Origin of the sequence: Planomonospora antibiotica, assembly GCF_014647955.1 — a bacterium.
GTDB classification, from domain to species: domain Bacteria; phylum Actinomycetota; class Actinomycetes; order Streptosporangiales; family Streptosporangiaceae; genus Planomonospora; species Planomonospora parontospora.
This window is the reverse complement of record NZ_BMQE01000002.1, coordinates 294,033-313,958: the sequence shown is the minus strand read 5'-3', so window position 1 is coordinate 313,958 and position 19,926 is coordinate 294,033. Positions and strand designations below refer to the sequence as shown.

The window sequence follows — 19,926 nt, the reverse complement described above, 5'->3', positions numbered from 1 at the left end:
ACCGGCCCGGCAGGCCCGGTGGAGGGCCCGGTGGAAGGCAGTGCGGAAGGCAGGGTGGAACGCCCGATGGCGAGCAGGGTGGCGGGCAGGGCGGCGGACGGGCCGACCAGAGTCGTGCTCGCGGGCGTGTACGGCCACGGCCGGTCGCACCTGGAGAACCTGCGCGGGCTGTCCGCGCGGGGACTGGTCGAGCTGGTCGGCGTCTGCGACGTGCGCCCGGTGGAGGCCGACTGGCTGCACGGTCTGGGCACCCCCGAGCAGGTGCGCCCCGACGGCCTGGCCGGACTGATCGAGCGCACCGGCGCCGAGGTCACCATCCTGTGCACGCCGATCAACACCCACGCCGACCTCGCCGTGACCGCGCTGGGCGCGGGCTCGCACCTGCTGCTGGAGAAGCCGCCCGCGGCCTCGCTGGCCGCCTTCGAGCGGATCGCCGCGGCGGTGGAGGAGACCGGACTGGCGTGCCAGGTCGGCTTCCAGAGCCTCGCCTCCGCCGCGATCCCCGCGCTGCGCAAGCGGATCGCCTCCGGAGAGCTCGGCGAGGTCCGCGGCATCGGGGTGGCGGGAGCCTGGGAGCGGCCCGCCGACTACTACACCCGCTCGGCCTGGTCGGGCCGGCGGCGGCTGGACGGCCAGGACGTGGTGGACGGCGCGCTCACCAACCCGTTCGCGCACGCGACGGCCACCGCGCTGGCGGTCGCCGGGGCCGAGGAGCGCGGCGCGGTCGCCTCCGTCGAGCTGGAGATGTTCCACGCCAACCCGATCGAGGCGGACGACACCTCCACGGCCCGGATCCGCCTGGCGGACGGCCGGATGATCACCGTGGCCGTGACGCTCTGCTCGACGGGGCGCACCGAGCCGTACCTGATCGTGCACGGCTCGGCGGGCACCGCCCGGCTGACCTACACCACCGACGAGCTCGACGGCGTCGCCCACCCCCGGGCGAACCTGCTGGAGAACCTGGTCGAGCACGTCAGGACCGGGGTGGAGCTGCTGGTGCCGCTGGCCCGCACCGGCGCCTTCATGGAGTTCATGGAGGCGGTACGGCTGGCGCCCGACCCGCTGCCGATCGCGGACGAGCACCAGGTGCTCCACCCCGACCGGCGGGAGCTGCCCGGCATCAAGGCGCTGACGGACGCGAGCGCCGAGCGGCTGGCCCTCTTCTCCGAGCTGGGCGTGGCCTGGGCCGGCGGGAGGCGCTGACATGACTGAGCCGAGCGCGAGGGAGACGCGGATGGCGGGGACGGACACGCGGGAACTGAGCGTGGCGGGGACGCCGGTCGCGTCCTACGTGTGGCGTCCCGACCTGCCCGCCACCGACTCGCCGCGGCCGTACCTGCACCCGGTGCGGACCCGGGGCGGCGTGCCGGTCACCGAGTTCCGCCCCGACGACCACGTCCACCACCTGGGCGTGAGCCTGGCCATCGCGGACGTCGGCGCGGTGAACTTCTGGGGCGGCCGGACCTTCGTCCGCGATCAGGGCGCGACCTGGCTGGACGACCACGGCCGGCAGCGGCACGACGCCTTCGAGGAGGCCGAGGGCGGGTTCGCCGAGGAGCTGACCTGGATCGGGCCCGACGGCGCGACCGTCGCCCGGGAGCGGCGGACCGTGCTGGCGGTGCCGGTGCCGGTGTCGCTGCCGGTCCCGGCGGACGGAGCGGTTCCGGCGGACGGAGCGGGGGCACCCGGCCCGTCGGGGACCGGGGCGCCGGACCCGGGCGGGGCCTGGGCGCTGGACTTCGCCTTCGAGCTCACCGTGCGCGAGCCGCTGGAGATCAAGAGCTCGGCCTGCAAGGGGCGGCCGGGAGCCGGGTACGGCGGGTTCTTCTGGCGGGCGCCCAAGGAGTCGGCGAACCTGGCGGTGTTCACCGCCGAGGCCGAGGGCGAGCAGGCCGTGCACGGCAGCGTCACCCCTTGGCTGGCGCTGGTCGCGGACGCGTGGAGCCTGGTGTTCGTCCAGGTCGGCGCGGTGGACCCGTGGTTCGTGCGGGTCGCCGAGTATCCCGGCGTCGGCCCGGCCCTCGCCTGGGACCGCCCGCTGGCCGTCTCGGACACGCTGACCCGGCGGGTGGTCACGGTCGTGGCGGACGGCCGGCTCGACCGGGCCGCCGCCGCGCGCCTGGCGGAGGCCGCCGGTACGGCGGGCACCGCGGACGCGGCCGGAACCGGATCCCCCGCCGGGACGGAGGGCACGGCCGGAGCCGGTGCTCCGGCAAAGGCGGCCGGGGAGGCTCCGTGACGGTCTTCATCGCCGGGGACTCCACCGCGGCCACCTACCCGGTCACGCTCGCCCCGCAGGCGGGCTGGGGGCAGGCGCTCCCGCTCTTCTGGGACGTGCCCGTGGTCAACGAGGCCATCCCCGGGGCCAGCGCCCGCACCTCGGTCGAGCACCTGGGGATGCACCAGCGGATCATGGACGCCATCGGGCCGGGCGACCACCTGCTGATCTGCTTCGGCCACAACGACGGCAAGCACGAGCAGGGCCGCTTCGCCCCGCCGTACGGCGGCTACCAGGACCACCTGCGCCGCTACGTCCGCGCGGCCCGCGAGCGGGGCGCGCGCCCGGTGCTGGTCACCTCCGTCGAACGGCGCGCCTTCGGCCCGGAGGGCACGCACGGCCGCTACCCCGACGCGATGCGGGACCTGGCCGCCGCCGAGGGGGCGCCCCTGATCGACCTGCAGGCCGCGAGCTTCCGGCGCTGGCGGGAGCTCGGCCCCGAGGCGACCAGGGAGCTGTTCCTCTGGCTCGACCCGCAGCCCAACTACCCCCGGGGCAGCGCCGACGACACCCACTTCACCGCGCGCGGCGCGATCGAGGTGGCCGGGCTGCTGCTGGAGGCGGCGGGCGACCTGCTCCCCGCCGCCGTCCGCGAGCCCGACGCCGCCCGGCTGGAGTGGCGGCCCGCCGATCCCGTCTGGAGCGTCGACGCCCGCTCGGGCGAGCGCCGCCGGGAGTACGTCTCGACCAGCCGGGAGGAGGTCGGCCGCGCCTGCCGCGAGGCCGAGGCGGTGCTCCCGGCCCTGGACGCGGCCGGACCGGCGGGCCGGGCCGCGCTGCTGGAGGCCATGGCCGACGCGCTGGACGAGCGGGTGGACACCCTGGTGTACGCCGCGGACGCGGAGACCGCGCTCGGCCTGCCCCGGCTGACCGGGGAGGTCGCCCGGACCGGCGGGCAGCTCCGGCTCATGGCCGAGGTGCTGCGCGACGGCTCCTTCCTCGACGTGCGCATCGACACCGGGGACGGGACGGGCGGGGGAGGCGGGAGCGCGCCGGACCTGCGCCGGATGAACGTCCCGCTCGGCATCGTCGGGGTCTTCTCCGCGAGCAACTTCCCCTTCGCCTTCAGCGTCGGCGGCGGCGACACCGCCAGCGCCCTGGCCGCGGGCTGCCCGGTCATCGTCAAGGCCCACCCCCTGCACCCGGAGACCTCCGAGCTGACCCTGGCCGCGCTGCAGGAGGGCGCCCGCCGGGCGGGCCTGCCCGCGGAGGTCGTCCAGCTCGTCCACGGCCACGAGGCCGGGATCGCGCTGGTCACGAGCCCCCTGGTCAAGGCCGTCGGGTTCACCGGGTCGACCGCGGGCGGCCGCTTCCTGCACGACCTGGCCAAGTCCCGGCCCGAGCCGATCCCGTTCTACGGGGAGCTGGGCAGCCTCAACCCGCTCGTCGTCACCCCGGGCGCGGCGGCCCGCCGCACCGAGGAGATCGCGGCGGGGCTCTCGGCCTCGGCGACGCTGGGCGCGGGGCAGTTCTGCGTCAAGCCGGGGCTGGTCCTGGCCCCCGCGGACGCCGGGCTGGTCGAGGCGATGGCGGGGCACTTCGCCGGGTTCGGCCCGCAGGTGCTGCTCGGCGACGGCATCCGGGAGCGGTTCGAGGAGGGCGCGGCCGCGCGGGAGGCCGTACCGGGCCTGCGCGTGGCGGCCGCCGGCCGGCCGGGGCAGGGTGCGAGGCAGGTGGCGGCGCGGCTGCTCACCGGGCCCGTCTCCGCCCTGGACGACTCCGAGCTGCTGATGGAGGAGTGCTTCGGGCCGGTGACCGTCGTGCTCACCTACGACGATGAGGACGAGCTGGTCGAGGCGCTGGCCGCCGCCCCCGGCAACCTGACCGCGACGCTGCACAGCGAGCCGGAGGAGGAGAAGCTGGCCGCCCGCCTCGTGGCGGTGATGCGGGACCGGGCGGGGCGGCTGGTCTTCGACGGCTACCCGACCGGAGTGGCGGTCGGCTGGGCCCAGGAGCACGGCGGGCCGTACCCGGCGACCACCGAGCCGACGACCACCTCGGTCGGCGCGGCCGCGGTCTTCCGCTTCCTGCGGCCGGTCGCGTACCAGGACTGCCCGCCGCACCTGCTGCCCGAGGCGCTGCGCGACGACAACCCGTGGCGGCTGCCACGCCGGGTGAACGGGGTGCCGACGCCGCCCTGACCCCGCGCCGCACCCCCCAGACGGCCCCGCCGCTCCGGCGGTGGGGCCCGTACGGCCCCGGAGGACCCTCCCCCCACCCTCCGGGGCCGTCGGCGTGCCCTTTTTTCGGCTTTTCCTGCAAGCGCTTGTCATCAGGGAAAGCGATTTCCTCAAGGCTATTGACGTGAATGTGGGATTACGTCAGCGTTTCATGCAACCGATTGCCGCTTCCTCCACAAGGTTGCAGATGCGACTCCTGACACTCCCCACGGTCATCGCGCTCGCGGTCGTCGCGACGGCCGCGCCGGCCGCCGCAGAGACCGCCGCACCCAGCCCCGCCACCATCGTGGTCGCCGCCGACGGCTCGGGCGACCACACGACCGTGCAGGCCGCGGTCGACGCCGTCCCGGCAGGCAACACCAGGCCGGTCACCATCAAGGTCCGCGAGGGCACCTACAAGCAGCAGGTGGTCATCCCCGCGGACAAGCCGTACATCTCACTGGTCGGCGACACCTCCGACCCGCGCAAGGTCGTGCTCACCTTCGACGCCGCCGCCAAAACCCCGAAGCCGGACGGCTCGGGCACGTACGGCACCTCGGGCAGCGCGTCCTACGTGATCGGCGCGCCCGACTTCACCGCCCGCAACCTCACCTTCGAGAACTCCTACGACGAGGCCGCGGGCGGCAACAGCCAGGCCGTGGCGGTGCGCACCACCGGCGACCGGCAGGTCTACGAGAACGTCCGGTTCATCGGCAACCAGGACACCCTCTACGCCAACACCCCCAGCGCCACCACCACGGCCCGGCAGTACTTCCGCAACTGCTACGTCGAGGGCGACGTGGACTTCATCTTCGGCCGGGCCACCGCGCTGTTCCACAACTGCGTGATCAAGTCCCTGAGCCGCGGCGCCGCCGACGGCAACAACGGCTACGTCACCGCCGCCAGCACCGAGATCACCAACCCCTACGGGTTCATGATCTACCGCAGCCACCTGGTCAGCGACGCCCCCGCCAAGACCGTCTACCTGGGCCGCCCGTGGCCGGCCGGCGGCTCGGCCACCGCCCGCGGCCAGGTCCTGATCCGCGAGTCCTGGCTCGGCCAGCAGTTCAAGGACGCCCCCTGGACCGACATGTCCGGCCTGAACTGGCGGGAGGCCCGGCTCGCCGAGTACCTCAACCGCGGTCCCGGCGCGGCCGTGAACGGCGACCGGCCGCAGCTGACCCGGGAGCAGGCCAGGCAGCACGACCCGGAGGACTACCTGAGGGGCGCCGACGGCTGGGACCCGTTCCGCAGCTTCCCCACCGGCTCCGACAACCAGCTCGGCCGCCAGGTGCTGCCGGAGAACGACGGCTGGGCCGCCGAGGGCGCCGGCACCACCGGCGGTTCGGCCGCCCGCCCGGAGAACGTCCACACCGTCTCCACCGCCGCGCAGCTGCGTGCCGCGCTCGGGAACCCGGCGGACAACACCCCGAAGATCATCTACGTCAAGGGCGCCATCGACGCCGACACCGACGCCGCGGGCAACCCGCTGACCTGCGACTCCTACGCGGTGAACGGCTACAGCCTGCAGGCCTACCTGGCCGCCTACGACCCGGCGGTCTGGGGCAGGGACAGGGTGCCCTCCGGCCCGCTGGAGGAGGCCCGCAAGGCCTCCTACGACAAGATGGCGCAGCACGTCACGATCAACGTCGGCTCCAACGTCACCCTGGTCGGCCTGGGCCCCGACGCCGCGCTGAAGAGCTTCGGCATCCGGATCACGAACGTCGACAACGTCATCGTCCGCAACCTCACCATCACCGACACCTCCGACTGCTTCCCGCAGTGGGACCCGACCGACGGCGACGAGGGCAACTGGAACGCCTCCTTCGACAACGTCGAGGTCTCCGGGGCCACACACGTCTGGCTGGACCACAACACCCTCAACGACGGCGACAACCCCGACTCGAACCAGCCGTCCTACTTCGGCCGGCCGTACCAGGTCCACGACGGGCTGCTCGACATCGTGCGCGGTGCGAACCACGTGACGATGTCGTGGAACCACCTGAGCGGCCACGACAAGGTGACGCTGATCGGCAACACCGACACCGCGAGCAGGTACGGCGAGGCCGACAAGCTCAAGGTGACGCTGCACCACAACTTCTTCGAGGGCCTGGGCCAGCGGACCCCGCGGGTGCGCTTCGGCCAGGTGCACATCTACAACAACTACTACACCGGCGGTGAGAACCACCTCTACAGCATCGGCGTGGGCGCGGGCTCGAAGGTCTACGCGGAGAGCAACGCCTTCGACGGCATCCCCGCCGAGAAGGTGCTCTCGGTCCTGAAGGGCACCGCGATCACCGCCAGGGACAACCTGGTGGGCGGCGCGCCGACCGACCTGGTCGCCGCCCACAACGCCGCGTACGACCCCGACCTCGGCGCCGACGCCGGCTGGACGCCCACCCTGTTCACCCGGATCGACCCCGCCGCGAAGGTGGCCCGGACCGTCCCCGCGCGTGCGGGCGCCGGGCGCATCTGAGACCGGAGGCGGCCCCTGAGCTCAGGTGCGGGCCATCCGGCCGAGCGCCTGGGCTCCCGCCCCGATGAGGCGGCCCGTGCACAGGCACGGGCCGCCTCCGCCGTGAAGGCGGTTCCCCGTGTGATCGCCGATCACCGTACAGATGGCCGTGAAATGTCGGTCGGAAGGCTCGTCAAATGTCGGTTGCAGGGTTGTAGTCTGTCGGTCCGGAGCCCCGTGAAATGTCGGTCGGCTATCGGGGCGGTTTGATGCCGGAGGATGGACCGCCATGTCGGAGCTGGTCACCCGCCATGTGGCGGGTCACGCGGAAGAGTTCCTCGACGCCTTCAGAGTGGTGATCGTCAACGGCCCCAGGCAGTCGGGGAAGACCACCTTGCTCCAGCAGCTCAACAAGGGGAGGCGGGGGACCTACCTCACTCTGGACGACGGCCCGTTGAGATCGGCGGCCCAGGCAGATCCCGTGACCTTCATCGCCGACGGTTCCCGCCCGATGATGATCGACGAGATCCAGCGAGGCGGAGACGACCTCATCCTCGCCATCAAGGCGGAGGTCGACCGGGAGAACGGGCGAGGGCAGTTCGTCCTGGCCGGTTCGACGAGGTTCCTGTCCACGCCTTCGCTGAGCGAGTCGCTCGCGGGCCGCGCGGGCATCCTGGAGGTCTGGCCCTTCGCCCAGGAGGAGCTCGCAGGTTCAGGCCGGCCCTTCCTCGTCACGGCCTTCAACGACCCCGAGGCGCTGCGCTCCTCGTCACCCAGTGAGTACGGTCGGCGGGACTACTTCGAGCTGATCTGCCGGGGGTTCTACCCCGAGGTCATCGGGATGCGGTCGGAGCTCACCCGCGACGGGTGGTACCGCACGTACGTCCAGTCGGTCATCGACACCGACATCAGGGAGATGGCGCGGATCGAGGAACCGAGCAACCTCCGCCGGCTGCTCGGCATCATCGCGGCGAGCACGGCGCAGGAGCCGAACATGGCCAAGATCGGCAGTGATCTCCAGCTCCATCGCACCACGGTCACCCGCTATCTCGGCCTGCTGGAGACCGTGTTCCTGGTCCGCCAGATCCCGGCCTGGTCCCGGAACCTCGTGGCCCGGGCGGTCCGCCGCCCCAAGCTGCACGTCACCGACACGGGGCTGTCCGCCCACCTGATCGGAGTGGACGCCGAGGGCCTGGCCGCCCGGGTCTCGCCCGCGCGGGGGCCGCTCGTCGAGTCGTTCATCGCGAATGAGATCGCGAAGCAGGCCACCTGGGCGCCGTTCCGCGTCGGGCTCCACCACTGGCGGATCAGCCAGGGCACCGAGGTGGGCCTCGTCCTCGAACGGAACAACGGCCGCGTCATCGGTGTGGAGTCGAAGGCCACCGACTCCGTCGATCAGAGGGACTTCCGGGGGCTTACGACGCTCCGCGACAGCCTTGGCGAGGACTTCGTCCACGGATTCGTCTTCTACACCGGGGCGAGGTCGCTGTCCTTCGGGGACAGGTTGATCGCGCTGCCCATCAGCGTCCTCTGGGAGAGACCCTCCCGGTCCTGAACCGTACGGCGATCACCGCCGTCAGGCGTGGGAGACCGCTGCAGGCGGATTCCGGCGGTGGGCTCTGCGGAGCACGGCCTTGACGAGCTCTCCCTCCCACAGGATCACCGAGCCGACGGCCGCGCAGGTGAGCCACTGCTCCGAGGTGAGGTCGACGGTGGTGAAGAAGCCGTGCAGCACGTCCATCTCCACGATGAGGACCAGCAGCACGATGACGGCCGCGGTCGCCACGAAGGCGGAGGGGTTCTCGAAGCTCTCGCGGCTGAACAGCGTGCGGGTGTCGTGCCGGACGTTCAGCAGGTTGAACGCCTGGAAGAACACGAAGGTGACGAAGGCCATCGTGCCCGCGACGCCGGCCACCCCCAGGCGGGGCTCGGGGCCGGGAGCCCAGGCGAGGACGGCGAGGGTGCCCGCCGCCATCACGGAGGAGGCCAGCAGGACCCGGACGAGGCGCTCGCGGGTGAGGATCCGCTCCCGCGGCCGGCGGGGCGGCCGGCTCATCGCGTCGTGGGCGACCGGGTCGACGCCGAGGGACATCGCCGGAGGCCCGTCCATGACGAGGTTGACGAAGAGGATCTGCAGGGCGGTGAAGGGCGCGCCGCCGGCGATCCCGGTCAGCGACGCGATCAGGAACGTCAGCACGAACCCCAGCGCGGTCGAGACCTGGAACCGGGTGAACTTGACGATGTTGTCGTAGATGCCGCGGCCCTCGCGGACGGCGCCGACGATCGTGGCGAAGTTGTCGTCGGTCAGCACCATCGTCGAGGCCTCCTTCGTCACCTCCGTCCCGGTGATCCCCATCGCCACGCCGATGTCGGCCTTGCGCAGGGCCGGCGCGTCGTTGACCCCGTCGCCGGTCATCGCGACCACGTCCCCGCGGTTCTGCAGGGCGCGGATAATCCGGATCTTGTGCGCCGGGGAGACCCGCGCGATGACGCCGACGCCGTCCAGCCGGCGGGCCAGCTCGGCGTCGTCGGTGATCCCGTCGAGGTCGGCGCCGGTGACGGCCTCGCCCGGGATGCCGAGTTCGCCCGCGATGGCGCCCGCCGTCGCCGCGTGGTCCCCGGTGATCATGCGGACCCGGATGCCCGCGCCGTGGCACTCCGCGATGGCCCGCCGCGCCTCCGGGCGCGGCGGGTCGACGATGCCGACCAGGGCGAACAGCGTGATCCGGTCGAGCAGGACCTTCGGGTCGTCGCCGGGGTCGAAGCCCTCGGCGGGGAAGTCCTCCCCGCCCACCGCGATCACGCGCATGCCCTGCCCGGCCAGCTCGGCGTTGGCCCGGTCGTACCGCTCCCGGGCGGCGTCGTCGAACCCGGTGATCCCGTCCTCCCCGAGATGCCGGACCGCGCGCGCCGACAGGACGTCCGGGGCGCCCTTGACGAAGCACCGGACGATCTCGCGGCCCGCGTCGTCGGTCCAGCGGTGGAAGGTCGCCATGAACTTGTAGTCGGAGTCGAACGGGATCTCCAGCAGCCGCGGACGCTCCTCGCGCAGAGCCGCGACGTCGATGCCGCCCTTCTCCGCCAGCACCACCAGGGCCCCTTCGGTGGGGTCGCCGACCACCTCGCCGTCGCGCAGCACGGCGTCCGTGCACAGGGCCATGGCGAGCAGTGCGTCGTCCAGAGAGGGTGGCGGCGGCGTCCCGTCGGTGGTCCGGATCCGCCCTTCGGTCGCGTAGCCCCGGCCGGAGACGGTGAAGCGGCGGGAGGCCGCCACCAGCTCCCGCGCCGTCATCTCGTTCAGCGTCAGGGTGCCGGTCTTGTCCGTGCAGATCTGCGAGGTGCCGCCGAGGGTCTCCACCGAGGCCAGCCGCTTGACGATGGCGCCGCGCCGGGCGAGCCGGCCGGTCCCCATGGCGAGGGTGAACGCGACCACCGCAGGCAGTCCCTCCGGGATGGCCGCGACGGCCAGCGAGACCGCGGTCACGAACAGCGCCCCGAACTCCTGGCCGCGCAGCAGGCCCAGCACGGCCACGATGACGACGACGACGCCCGCCATCAGGGCGAGCGTCCGGCTCAGGGCGTCGATCTGGCGCTGCAGCGGCGTCGGTTCCTGCTCGGTCGCGGTGAGCAGGCCGGCGATGTGGCCGGTCTCGGTGGCCATACCGGTGGCGGTGACCACCATCTCCCCGCGGCCCCGGGTGACCGACGTGTTCATGAACACCGCGGTCGCCCGGTCGGCCAGCGGGACGTTCTCCCCGACCTCGGCCCCGGCCGACTTGTGGGCCGCCAGCGCCTCACCGGTCAGGGACGACTCCTGCACCTCCAGGGAGGCCGACGCCAGCAGCCGCCCGTCCGCGGGGATCCGGTCGCCGGCCTCGACCACGACCACGTCACCGGGGACGAGCTCGCGGGCGTCCAGGCGGACGGTCCGGCCGTCGCGCCGTACGGTCGCCGTCGTGACGCTCATCCGCCGCAGGGCCTCCAGCGAGGCCTCGGCCCGCGACTCCTGGACGAAGCCGATGGTCGCGTTGAGCAGCACCACCAGGACGATCGCGGCGGGGGTCTCCCATTCGCGCACCACCACGACGCTGACCACGGCGGCGGCCAGCAGGATGACGATCATCAGGTCCTGGAACTGCCGGAGGAAGGCCCGCCACCGGGGCTCCCGGGGCGCCTCGTCGAGCTGGTTGGGACCGTACCGCTCCAGCCGCAGGGCCGCCTCCGCGGAGGACAGCCCCGTGTGCGGGTCCACGCCGAGCCGACGGGCGGCCTCGGCGGCGGGAAGGGCATGCCACGGCAGAGAGGTGGAACCGGTCGGTTCGGTCATGGTCTCATCATTCCGGCTGCGATCCCGGAACCGCCGCCGACACAGGCGGAGGGGATCCACGCCTCGGCGTTCAGGGGACCCGGCGGTCCGGCGGGCGGGACTCCCGCCGGACGGCTGCGGGCCGGCCCCTACTCCTCCCGGTCCCGGCGCGTGGGCGTCAGCTCGTCGGCCTCGTCGGCGAGCTGGCTCTCGACCAGGGCGCACCAGCGGTGCCACTCCTCCAGCCGCCGGTGCTCCCCGACGTCGCCGGCCTCGGCCTCGGCCAGCAGGCGGTGCGAGTCGGCGGCGGACCTGTGCGCGTTGGCCAGGGCGTGATGGCCGTGGTTGGCCAGCGATTCGGAGATGGCCAGACCGACGGCCAGCTTGTCCAGATCCCCCCGCCGGGATCCGGGGCCGTCCCCGAAGTCGTCCGCGCTGACGTCGAAGTCCTCTGAACGCTCACCCATGCCTGGCCGCATGCCCGCTATGTGCTAGATCTACCTCGGGAATCCGCCGGAGAACGCTCCCGCCCTCTACGCGGCCCGCAAATCGGCCGTCTCCGAATCGGCCGTCTCCGAATCGGCCGCTCTGGGATCGGCCGCTCTGGATCGGCGCGGCCCGGGCCGGACGGCGGGGTCCGCGCCGGAAGGCCGGAATCCGGCCGCCCTGCCCGCGAGGCGCCCGATTCCGCCGCGGCAGGGATCACCGCCCGATTCCGCCGCGACAGGGATCACCGCCCGGGTCGCGGGGCATCTCCTGTCCGGGGGGCAGTCGGGAGAGAGCGTGGACGTTCCCGTGGTCTCGGTGATCGTGGCCGTGCACGACGTCGAGGCGTACCTGGGGGAGTGCCTCGACTCGGTGGTCGGGCAGAGCATCGGGCTGGAGAGGCTGGAGGTCGTCGCGGTCGACGACGGCTCGACGGACGGCAGCGGAGCCGTGCTCGACGACTACGCGACGAGGCATCCGCGGATAAGGGCGGTGCACCAGGCCGCCTCCGGGGGGCCGGGAGGGCCGCGCAACACCGGGCTCGATCTGGCGAGGGGACGCTACGTCTTCTTCCTCGACTCCGACGACTACCTGGGGCCCCAGGCACTGGAGCGCCTGGTGGCGGCGGCCGAGCGCAACGGCTCCGACGTGGTGCTCGGCAGGATGGCCGGGGTCGGCGGGCGCCGGGCGCCGAAGGCGCCGTTCACCCGCAACCGGGACCGGGCCGACCTCTACCGGGACGGCGTCTACTACACGCTCTCGGCGCAGAAGCTCTTCCGGCGCGACCTGGTCGAGCGCCTCGGCCTGCGCTTCCCCGAGCACCTGCGCACCGGCGAGGACCAGCCCTTCACCGCGCTCGCCTACCTCAACGCCCGGGTCATCTCGGTGGTGGCCGACTACGACTGCTACTACCTCACCTACCGCGAGGGCGTGCGCAACGCCAGCCGGTCCGCGGTCCACCCCCTGGAGCGGCTCCCGCAGGTCGCCGAGGTGATGGAGCTGGTCGAGCGGCACACCTCGCCGGGCGAGGAGCGGGACCGGCTGATGATGCGGCACTTCCGGTGCGAGGTGCTCAGCGGGTTCGGCCCGCGGTGGCGGTCGTTCGACCGCCGGACCCGGGACCGGGTGACCGGTCGGGCCCGGCCGATCGTGGACCGCTGGGCGACAGACTGGATCATGGACCGCCTCCCGCCGGCGGACGCGCTCCGCGCCCACTGCATACGCCACGGCCTGCGCCGGGAGCTCGACGACGTCGCGGGCTTCCCGGCCGGACGGGCGTACGGCGCGGCGGTGGTGGAGGGCGGGCGGGTCTTCGCCGCCTATCCGGGGTTCCGCGCGGGACTGCCGGACCGGTTGTTCGAGATCACCGCCAGGGTGCGGCCGGTGGTCCGGCTGGCGGCGGTCCGGGCCGGGCGGGACGGGTTCACGCTGGAGGGCGTCGCGCGGCTGGAGCCGGCAGGGCTGCCGGTCGAGGCGGAGCTCGTCCTGCGGCGGCGCGGCGACGGCCTGCGGCTCGCCTTCCCGCTCCCGCCGGGCGACGGCCCGCAGCCGGCCCGCCCGCTCCCGGCGACCGGAGCCGGATCGCCGCCCCCGGCCGGCGGCGCCCTTCCCGCCCCGGCCGGCGGAGGCTTCCGGGCCGTGGTGGCCGGGGTCCCGCCGGGGACGTGGGACGTGTCCGTGGCGGTGGGCTGCCGGGGCCTCACGCGCGAGGTCCGGCTCAACGCGGACCGGCACGGCGCGCCGAGGATCGATGGTGCAAGCCGTACGAACCGGTTGTTCTTCACCCTTCACGGCAATCTCAGCGTGGAGGTGAGCGGACCAACCGGATGGATCGGCCGCGCGAGGGCCGCCCTTCGTCACATACTGAAGCGCGACGTATGCGCTATGTGACCGACGAGGGGTGGTGCGGTGACGCGAGCGATCCTCCAGCGAGTCCGTACGGGGCACGGCGGCGGCGAGCCGGTGGCGGCGGCGGGCGCCGGCCGGTCCACCGTCGACGTGAGCGTGATCGTCCCCCTCCACGACTGCCGGCCCTACCTGGACCGGTGCCTGACCTCGTTGCTGGTCCAGCGGGTCGACAAGGAGATCATCGTCGTGGACGACGGCTCCACCGACGGCGGCGGGGAGCTGGCCGACCTCTACGCCGCCTGCCACCCCGGGATCGTCCGGGTCGTCCACCAGGAGGTCTCGGGCGGCGCGGGCCGCCCGCGCAACACGGGCCTGTCCGTCGCCCGGGGGAGATACGTCTTCTTCTGCGACGCCGACGACTACCTCGGCCCCGAGGCGCTGGAGCGGATGCTGGCCATGGCCGAGCGCAACGGCTCCGACATCGTCCTGGGGAAGATCGTCGGCCACGGGCGCAGGGCCCCGGTCTCCATGTTCCAGGAGAACGCCGAGCGGGCGCCGCTGGAGGACAGCGCCGTCTACAACAGCCTCAGCTGCTTCAAGCTGTTCCGCAGGGAGATGATCGAACGCCACGGCGTCCGCTTCGACGAGAAGCTCACGGTCGGCGAGGACATCGTCTTCACCGCCCACGCCTACTGCCACGCCGAGGTGATCTCGGTGGTCGCCGACTACGACTGCTACCACCTGGTCGACCGGCCCGACGGGACCAGCATCATGCAGCGGAAGGGAAGCCGCGACCCGCTCTCCTGGATGCGGATGATCAGGAAGCCGATCGAGCTGGTGGCCGCCCACGTGCAGCCCGGCCCGCTCCGCGACCACCTGCTCCGCCGCCACCTCCGGCTGGACGCCCTCGCCCACCTCGGCAGGTCCTTCCTGGAGGCGGGGGAGATCGAGCGCAAGGAGATCGCGGCCGAGGTCGCCGACCTGTGCGAGCGCTGGCTGACCGACGGCGTGCGGGAGCGCCTCACCCCGGTCGACCGGCACCGGATCGCCGCGCTGGAGGACATCGACCGCCTCGTGCGGCTGGCGCACATCGAGTCGGCCGCGGTCCGCAGAGAGCTCACGGGACTGCGCTGGGACGCCGGGTCGACCGCGCTGACGGTCTCCAGCCGGGTCGCGCTGGACGCCCTGGGCGTGGCGGGCAGACCGGAGCTCGCCGTCGACGGCGTCACCCTGGTGCTGCGCCCGCGGCCGGACGGGGAGCCGCCCCGCGCCGACGTCGTCGTGCCCACCGCCGGGGACGGCGGGGAGATCACCGGGACGATCGACCTGACCGGGCTGCCCTCCGGGGTGTGGGACGTCCACGTGGCCGTCGAGTGCGAGGGGATCGTCCGCACCGCACGGCTCGGCGCGGACCGGGACGGGACGATCGCCCGGCCGGAGCCCCGCGTGGTCGGCGGGACGATCGTCCTGCCCTACTTCACCCGGCCGCACGGCAACCTCAGCATCGACGTCGGCGGTCACGTGCTCACCGTGCCCGGCACGGCCAGGCTGACCCGGTCGCACTGGGCGGCCGGGCACCGGCTGGCGCTGACCGGCGAGGTGACGGTCGGCCGGTCCCGGCCGGTCCCGGCCGGGGCGCGGGCCGTACGGCGGCTGGTGTGGCGGGACCGGCACTCCGGGCGCGAGCTGTACGCGCCGGTCACCGCAGGGCCGGGCGGCGGGTTCGCCGCGCGGACGGCGGCCGGGCGGCTGGCGGCCGGGACCTGGGACGCCTACCTGGAGCTGGACCTGGGCGGTCCCCCGGTGCGCTTCCGCGTCGAGGCCGCCGCGGAGCTCGTCGCACCGGCGCGCACGTGGTGGCGCGGGACGGTCCGGCGGACCGCCAAGCCGTACGGCACGGCGGGCAAGGGACGGCTCAGCATGGTGGTCAGGGCGGTTCCGCTGCGCACCCTGGTCCGGCGCATGTTCCGTTAATGCCTGGATATTGCAACAGCAAGCCGATGGCTTAGGGTGAGAGCAAATCCGCCCATCGGAGGCTTGTCGTGCACGTTCCTGACGGTTTCTTCAACGCGGCCGTGTCGGTCTCGGCGGCGGCGGTCGCGGCCGCCGGGGTCGCGGTCTGCCTGCGCGGCGCCCGCCGCGAGCTCGACGACCGGACCGCCCCGATGGCGGGCCTGGTGGCGGCGTTCGTCTTCGCCGTGCAGATGCTGAACTTCCCGGTCGCCGCGGGCACGAGCGGCCACCTCCTCGGCGGGGCGCTGGCCGCGATACTCGTCGGGCCTTACACGGCGGTGCTGTGCATGGCGGTGGTCCTGCTCGTGCAGGGCTTCTTCTTCGCCGACGGCGGCCTGACCGCGCTGGGCGTCAACATCACGCTCATGGGCCTGGTCACCGTCCTGGCCGGCTGGGGCGTCTTCCGATTGATCGCCCGGAGCCTGAACGGCCGCGCCGCGATCACCGCGGCCTCGTTCGCCGCCGCGCTGGTCTCGGTGCCGGCCTCCGCGCTCGCCTTCACCCTGCTGTTCTGGATCGGCGGCACGGCGCCCGTCGAGATCGGCACGGTCGCCGCCGCCATGGGCGGCGTGCACGTGCTGATCGGCATCGGCGAGGGCCTGATCACCGCGGTCACCGTCGGCACCGTGCTCGCCACCCGCCCCGACCTGGTGTACGGCGCGCGCGGCCTGGCCGCCCCGCTGGTGCTGCGCGGCCCCGGCGGCGAGAGCACGGTGGCCCCGCAGGCCCCGGCTCCGGCCGCCGCCCCGCGCCCGGCGCGGCCCTTCCTGCTGGCGGGCGTCGGCGTCACGCTGGTGCTCGCCGGGGTCGCCTCCTTCTTCGCCTCCGGCGACCCGGACGGCCTGGAGAAGGTCGCCGAGGACGAGGGTTTCCTGGACCGGGCCACCGACCACGCGTTCGGCTCGTGGACGCTGGCCGACTACGGCGACGTGGGCGGCGTCCCGGTCGGCGTCGCGGGGGTCGTCGGCGTCGGGATCACGCTGCTGGTCTCCGGAGCCGTCGCGTACGCCGCGCGCCGCCGCAGGGGCGCCGCTCCGGAGGGGAGCCGCGAGACCGGCGAGGTCGCGGCCTGATGCCCGCCGTACGGCGGACCGGGCCCGGAAGCCGCCGGTGAGCGCGGGCCACGGTCACCGGCTGCACCGGCCGGGTGACACGCTCGTCCACCGGCTGCCGCCGCAGTGCAAGCTCGCCGCGGTCGCCGCGTTCGCGCTGACCGTGGTGGCCACGCCGCGCGAGTGGTTCTCCGCGTTCGGGGCGTACGCGCTGCTGCTGGCGGGCGTGGCCCTGGCCGCGCGCATCCCGCCCGGCTTCGTGCTCCGCCGGATGGCGGTCGAGATCCCGTTCGTGCTGTTCGCAGTGGCGATCCCGTTCATCGGGACGGGGGAGCGGGTGGCGGTCGCGGGGCTCTCGCTCAGCGAGCCGGGCCTGTGGGCCGCATGGAACATCCTGGCCAAGGCCACGCTGGGGGTGACCGCGAGCATCCTGCTGGCGGCCACCACCGAGCCCAGGCTGATGCTGCTGGGCGCGCAGCGGCTGCGGCTGCCGCCGCTGCTGGTGCAGATCGCCATGTTCATGCTCCGCTACATGGACGTGGTCGCGGGCGAGATGCGCCGGATGCGGGTGGCCAGGGAGTCGCGGGGGTTCGCCGCCAGGGACGTCCGGCACCTGCCGGTGGTCGCCCGGTCGGCGGGGGCGCTGTTCATCCGCTCCTACGAGCGGGGCGAACGGGTCCACCTGGCCATGCTGAGCCGCGGCTACACCGGTTCCATGCCGGTCGTCGTCGACCTGGCCGCGTCGGCGCGGCAGTGGCTCGTCGCGGCTATGCTGCCGGGCGCGGCGCTGGTGGCGCTGCTCGGCAACTGGGGGATGGCATGACGGCGTCTCGGCGACCGGGGGACGGCACGGCGGCGTCGCTGGAGGTGAGCCGGCTCGCCTACGCCTACCCGGACGGGACGCAGGCCCTGTTCGGCGTGGACCTGCGGGTGGAGCGCGGGGAGCGGGTCGCGCTGCTCGGGCCGAACGGCGCGGGCAAGACCACCCTGGTGCTGCACCTCAACGGCATCCTGACCGCCGGGCACGGCACGGTGACCGTGGCCGGCCTCCCGGTCGGCAAGGACTCCCTGCTGGAGATCCGCCGCCGGGTCGGCCTCGTCTTCCAGGACCCCGACGACCAGCTCTTCATGCCGACCGTCCGCGAGGACGTCGCCTTCGGCCCCGCCAATCTGGGGATCCGCGGCGAGGAGCTCCAGCAGCGGGTCAAGGGCGCGCTGGAGAAGGTCGGCATGCTGGAGGCGATCGACCGCCCCCCGCACCACCTGTCCTTCGGCCAGCGCCGCCGGGTGGCGGTGGCGACCGTGCTGGCCATGGAACCGGAGATCCTGGTGCTGGACGAGCCGTCGTCCAACCTCGACCCGGCCTCGCGCCGCGAGCTCGCCGAGATCCTGCGCAGCCTCGACGTGACGGTGCTGATGGTCACCCACGACCTGCCCTACGCCCTGGAGCTGTGCGAGCGCTCGCTCATCCTGTCCGGCGGGGTGATCGCCGCCGACGGGCCGACCCGGGAGCTGCTGGCCGACGCCGAGCTGCTGGCCGCGCACCGGCTGGAGCTTCCGTACGGCTTCACCGTCGTCTGAGGCGCCGGAGTCGTCCCCGGCCGGAGCGCCGGAGTCCCCGGTCGGAGGCGCCGGAGTCGTCCCCGGTCGGAGCGCCGGAGTCGTCGGTCGGAGCGCCGGGGTCGTCCCCGCTCAGGCCGGCCCGCTGTACGGCCGGCCCGCCCTGGCGGCCTCCAGCAGGCCCCGCGTCAGGACCGTGCCCCGGGGCCATCCCGTGGCCATGAGCTCCTCCAGGCCCCGGGGCGCCGCTTCGCCGCCCTCGGGGGCCAGGGCGTTGACGTCGGCGAGGAGCCGGTCGGTCAGCAGCGCCAGGGCCGTGGCGCCGGATCCGCGGTAGCCCCAGCCCAGCCTCTGGCGCCGGTCCATGGGCGCGGGGTAGAGCACGCCGTCCCGGGTCCGCACCCAGACGGGGGAGTCCAGGATCACCTCGGCCAGGGGGCTGGTGGCGGGCAGCCGCTGCGGGACGGCGACGTGCAGCGTCCCGTTCCCGGTGCGGATGACCGGGGCGTCGGTCTCGGGGTCGAGCAGCGTCTCGACCGCCGACCGGTCCGGGTCCAGGAGCGTGAAGGCGGCGGTGCGGCGCGCGGGGACCAGCCGCTCGGTCCACTCGGCGCCCGGGGCGCTGTCGGGCTCCACGGTCTCGGGATTGCCGAAGGGGAAGTCGGCCCCGCCGTCCCACAGCATGGCCTGGCGGACGCAGGCGGCGGCGAGGACGTCGTCGCGGGAGAGGATCTCCAGCCATCCGGCGCGCCGGACGGAGCGGTCCACGTCGTCCGGCACGGTGTCGGGAACGGGGAGCGGGACGGCGGCCACCACCGTGGTCCCGGGGGCCTGGATCCGGTCGAGGGTCGCCAGGTCCCGCGCGGCCGCCTCGGCGGCGCGGTGCTGCCAGATCCGGGCCAGGTTCGTCAGCACCCGCTGGGCGGGGCTGCCCGGCTCGACCAGGGAGGCCAGGCACAGCACCGGGACGTGGTTCTGGACGGGGACGGCCGGCGCCACGACGGGCGGGGCGCCCGGGTGCCAGGCCTTCAGCAGTTCGGGGACGCGCAGCTCGAACGGCCAGAAGGGGACGGGCGCGCCGACCGCCCGCGACAGCGCGGACCAGGGCACCTCGTAGACGCGGTCGGGGAGGGCGGGCAGGACCCCGCGCAGCGCGGGGCCGTCGAAGCCGAAGTCGCCCCCCACGGCGGTGATCGCGGCGGCGGACGGCAGCCGCCGCGCGGCCTCGGCCAGGGTGTCGTCCCCGCCGAGCGGGTGGTCCCACACCACCCACACCGGCCCGGCCGCGGTCCGCCAGCCCAGCGCCGTCGCGGAGCGGTCGGACCAGTCCACGACGGTCTCCGTGCCGAGGTACCGCGCCGGTCGGCGGGCGGCGGGCCAGTAGCCGATCGGGACGCGGTCGCGGAGCTCGGGAGCCGTCCGCGCCGCCCACCGGTAGACGTCCTCCGCGTGCCAGTACGGCCGTCCGCAGGCGTCGTATCCTGCGAGTCTGGCGAACCCGCCGTCGTCCACCGCCCGCCGCGTCCGGCTCGGCGGGACGCCGAGCAGGCGGGCGCACCCGTCCGCGTCGAGCCGTTCCGGTTCGGGGCTTCCGGTGAACCTCATTGCCTCAGGTAAACATATAAGCCATAAAACCCGCATACATCCGATCAGTCCTGGCCGCTATCGGCCAGTCGTTGCCTGAGGGACTTTCCCGCAGGTCGATGGATAGCGTTTTCCAGCCCGGATGTCGGTCCTCCGGGCGCGCGAGGAGGCGGAAGCGGCCGTCG

At 73.9% G+C, this 19,926-nt stretch carries 13 protein-coding genes; 10 read left to right on the top strand and 3 right to left on the bottom strand.

Features of this window, described 5'->3' with window-relative positions; genetic code table 11:
- Nucleotides 1-66: 66 nt before the first annotated feature.
- The 5 genes from IEZ06_RS03240 to IEZ06_RS03220 all read left to right on the top strand — a co-directional run bounded on the left by IEZ06_RS03240 (nucleotide 67) and on the right by IEZ06_RS03220 (nucleotide 8,447).
- Nucleotides 67-1,203, top strand: a complete 1,137-nt coding sequence (locus IEZ06_RS03240) for a Gfo/Idh/MocA family protein (protein WP_189235123.1) — start codon at nucleotides 67-69, stop codon at nucleotides 1,201-1,203.
- A gap of 1 nt (nucleotide 1,204) precedes the next feature.
- Nucleotides 1,205-2,239 (top strand): DUF6807 domain-containing protein, encoded by a 1,035-nt coding sequence (locus IEZ06_RS03235; RefSeq protein ID WP_229797739.1) that lies wholly within the window; start codon nucleotides 1,205-1,207, stop codon nucleotides 2,237-2,239.
- Complete coding sequence (locus IEZ06_RS03230) at nucleotides 2,236-4,419, top strand: aldehyde dehydrogenase family protein (RefSeq protein WP_189235122.1); 2,184 nt, start codon at nucleotides 2,236-2,238, stop codon at nucleotides 4,417-4,419. Before IEZ06_RS03235 ends, IEZ06_RS03230 begins: the two co-directional genes overlap by 4 nt.
- A 226-nt stretch (nucleotides 4,420-4,645) precedes the next feature.
- Nucleotides 4,646-6,913, top strand: a complete 2,268-nt coding sequence (locus tag IEZ06_RS36055) for a pectinesterase family protein (protein WP_229797738.1) — start codon at nucleotides 4,646-4,648, stop codon at nucleotides 6,911-6,913.
- A gap of 268 nt (nucleotides 6,914-7,181) precedes the next feature.
- Nucleotides 7,182-8,447, top strand: a complete 1,266-nt coding sequence (locus IEZ06_RS03220) for an ATP-binding protein (RefSeq protein ID WP_189235121.1) — start codon at nucleotides 7,182-7,184, stop codon at nucleotides 8,445-8,447.
- Between the two features lie 21 nt (nucleotides 8,448-8,468).
- On the opposite strand, the gene IEZ06_RS03215 is transcribed toward IEZ06_RS03220, so the two are convergent.
- Both IEZ06_RS03215 and IEZ06_RS03210 read right to left on the bottom strand, forming a co-directional pair.
- On the bottom strand, nucleotides 8,469-11,219 hold the full coding sequence (locus IEZ06_RS03215; RefSeq protein ID WP_189235120.1) for a cation-translocating P-type ATPase: 2,751 nt from the start codon (nucleotides 11,217-11,219) through the stop codon (nucleotides 8,469-8,471).
- Nucleotides 11,220-11,347: 128 nt separating this feature from the next.
- Complete coding sequence (locus IEZ06_RS03210; RefSeq protein WP_189235119.1) at nucleotides 11,348-11,665, bottom strand: hypothetical protein; 318 nt, start codon at nucleotides 11,663-11,665, stop codon at nucleotides 11,348-11,350.
- Nucleotides 11,666-11,981: 316 nt separating this feature from the next.
- On the opposite strand from IEZ06_RS03210, the gene IEZ06_RS03205 reads away from it, so the two are divergent.
- The 5 genes from IEZ06_RS03205 to IEZ06_RS03185 all read left to right on the top strand — a co-directional run bounded on the left by IEZ06_RS03205 (nucleotide 11,982) and on the right by IEZ06_RS03185 (nucleotide 18,178).
- Entirely contained in the window at nucleotides 11,982-13,574 is a 1,593-nt protein-coding gene (locus tag IEZ06_RS03205; RefSeq protein WP_189235118.1) for a glycosyltransferase family 2 protein, read from the top strand.
- 18 nt (nucleotides 13,575-13,592) lie between these two features.
- Nucleotides 13,593-15,506: a glycosyltransferase family 2 protein gene (locus tag IEZ06_RS03200; RefSeq protein WP_189235117.1), complete on the top strand. Its 1,914-nt coding sequence runs from the start codon at nucleotides 13,593-13,595 to the stop codon at nucleotides 15,504-15,506.
- Between the two features lie 68 nt (nucleotides 15,507-15,574).
- A complete protein-coding gene (locus IEZ06_RS03195; protein WP_189235116.1) occupies nucleotides 15,575-16,618 on the top strand; it encodes an energy-coupling factor ABC transporter permease in 1,044 nt (347 codons plus the stop codon).
- Between the two features lie 37 nt (nucleotides 16,619-16,655).
- The gene (gene cbiQ / locus IEZ06_RS03190) at nucleotides 16,656-17,420 is read left to right on the top strand and encodes a cobalt ECF transporter T component CbiQ (protein WP_189235115.1); all 765 of its coding nucleotides are present in this window, start codon (nucleotides 16,656-16,658) and stop codon (nucleotides 17,418-17,420) included.
- Nucleotides 17,417-18,178 carry an energy-coupling factor ABC transporter ATP-binding protein gene (locus tag IEZ06_RS03185; RefSeq protein ID WP_189235114.1) on the top strand — a complete coding sequence of 254 codons (762 nt, stop codon included), beginning with the start codon at nucleotides 17,417-17,419 and terminating at the stop codon, nucleotides 18,176-18,178. Before cbiQ ends, IEZ06_RS03185 begins: the two co-directional genes overlap by 4 nt.
- A gap of 111 nt (nucleotides 18,179-18,289) precedes the next feature.
- On the opposite strand, the gene IEZ06_RS03180 is transcribed toward IEZ06_RS03185, so the two are convergent.
- A complete protein-coding gene (locus IEZ06_RS03180; protein WP_189235113.1) occupies nucleotides 18,290-19,762 on the bottom strand; it encodes a hypothetical protein in 1,473 nt (490 codons plus the stop codon).
- Nucleotides 19,763-19,926: the final 164 nt, after the last annotated feature.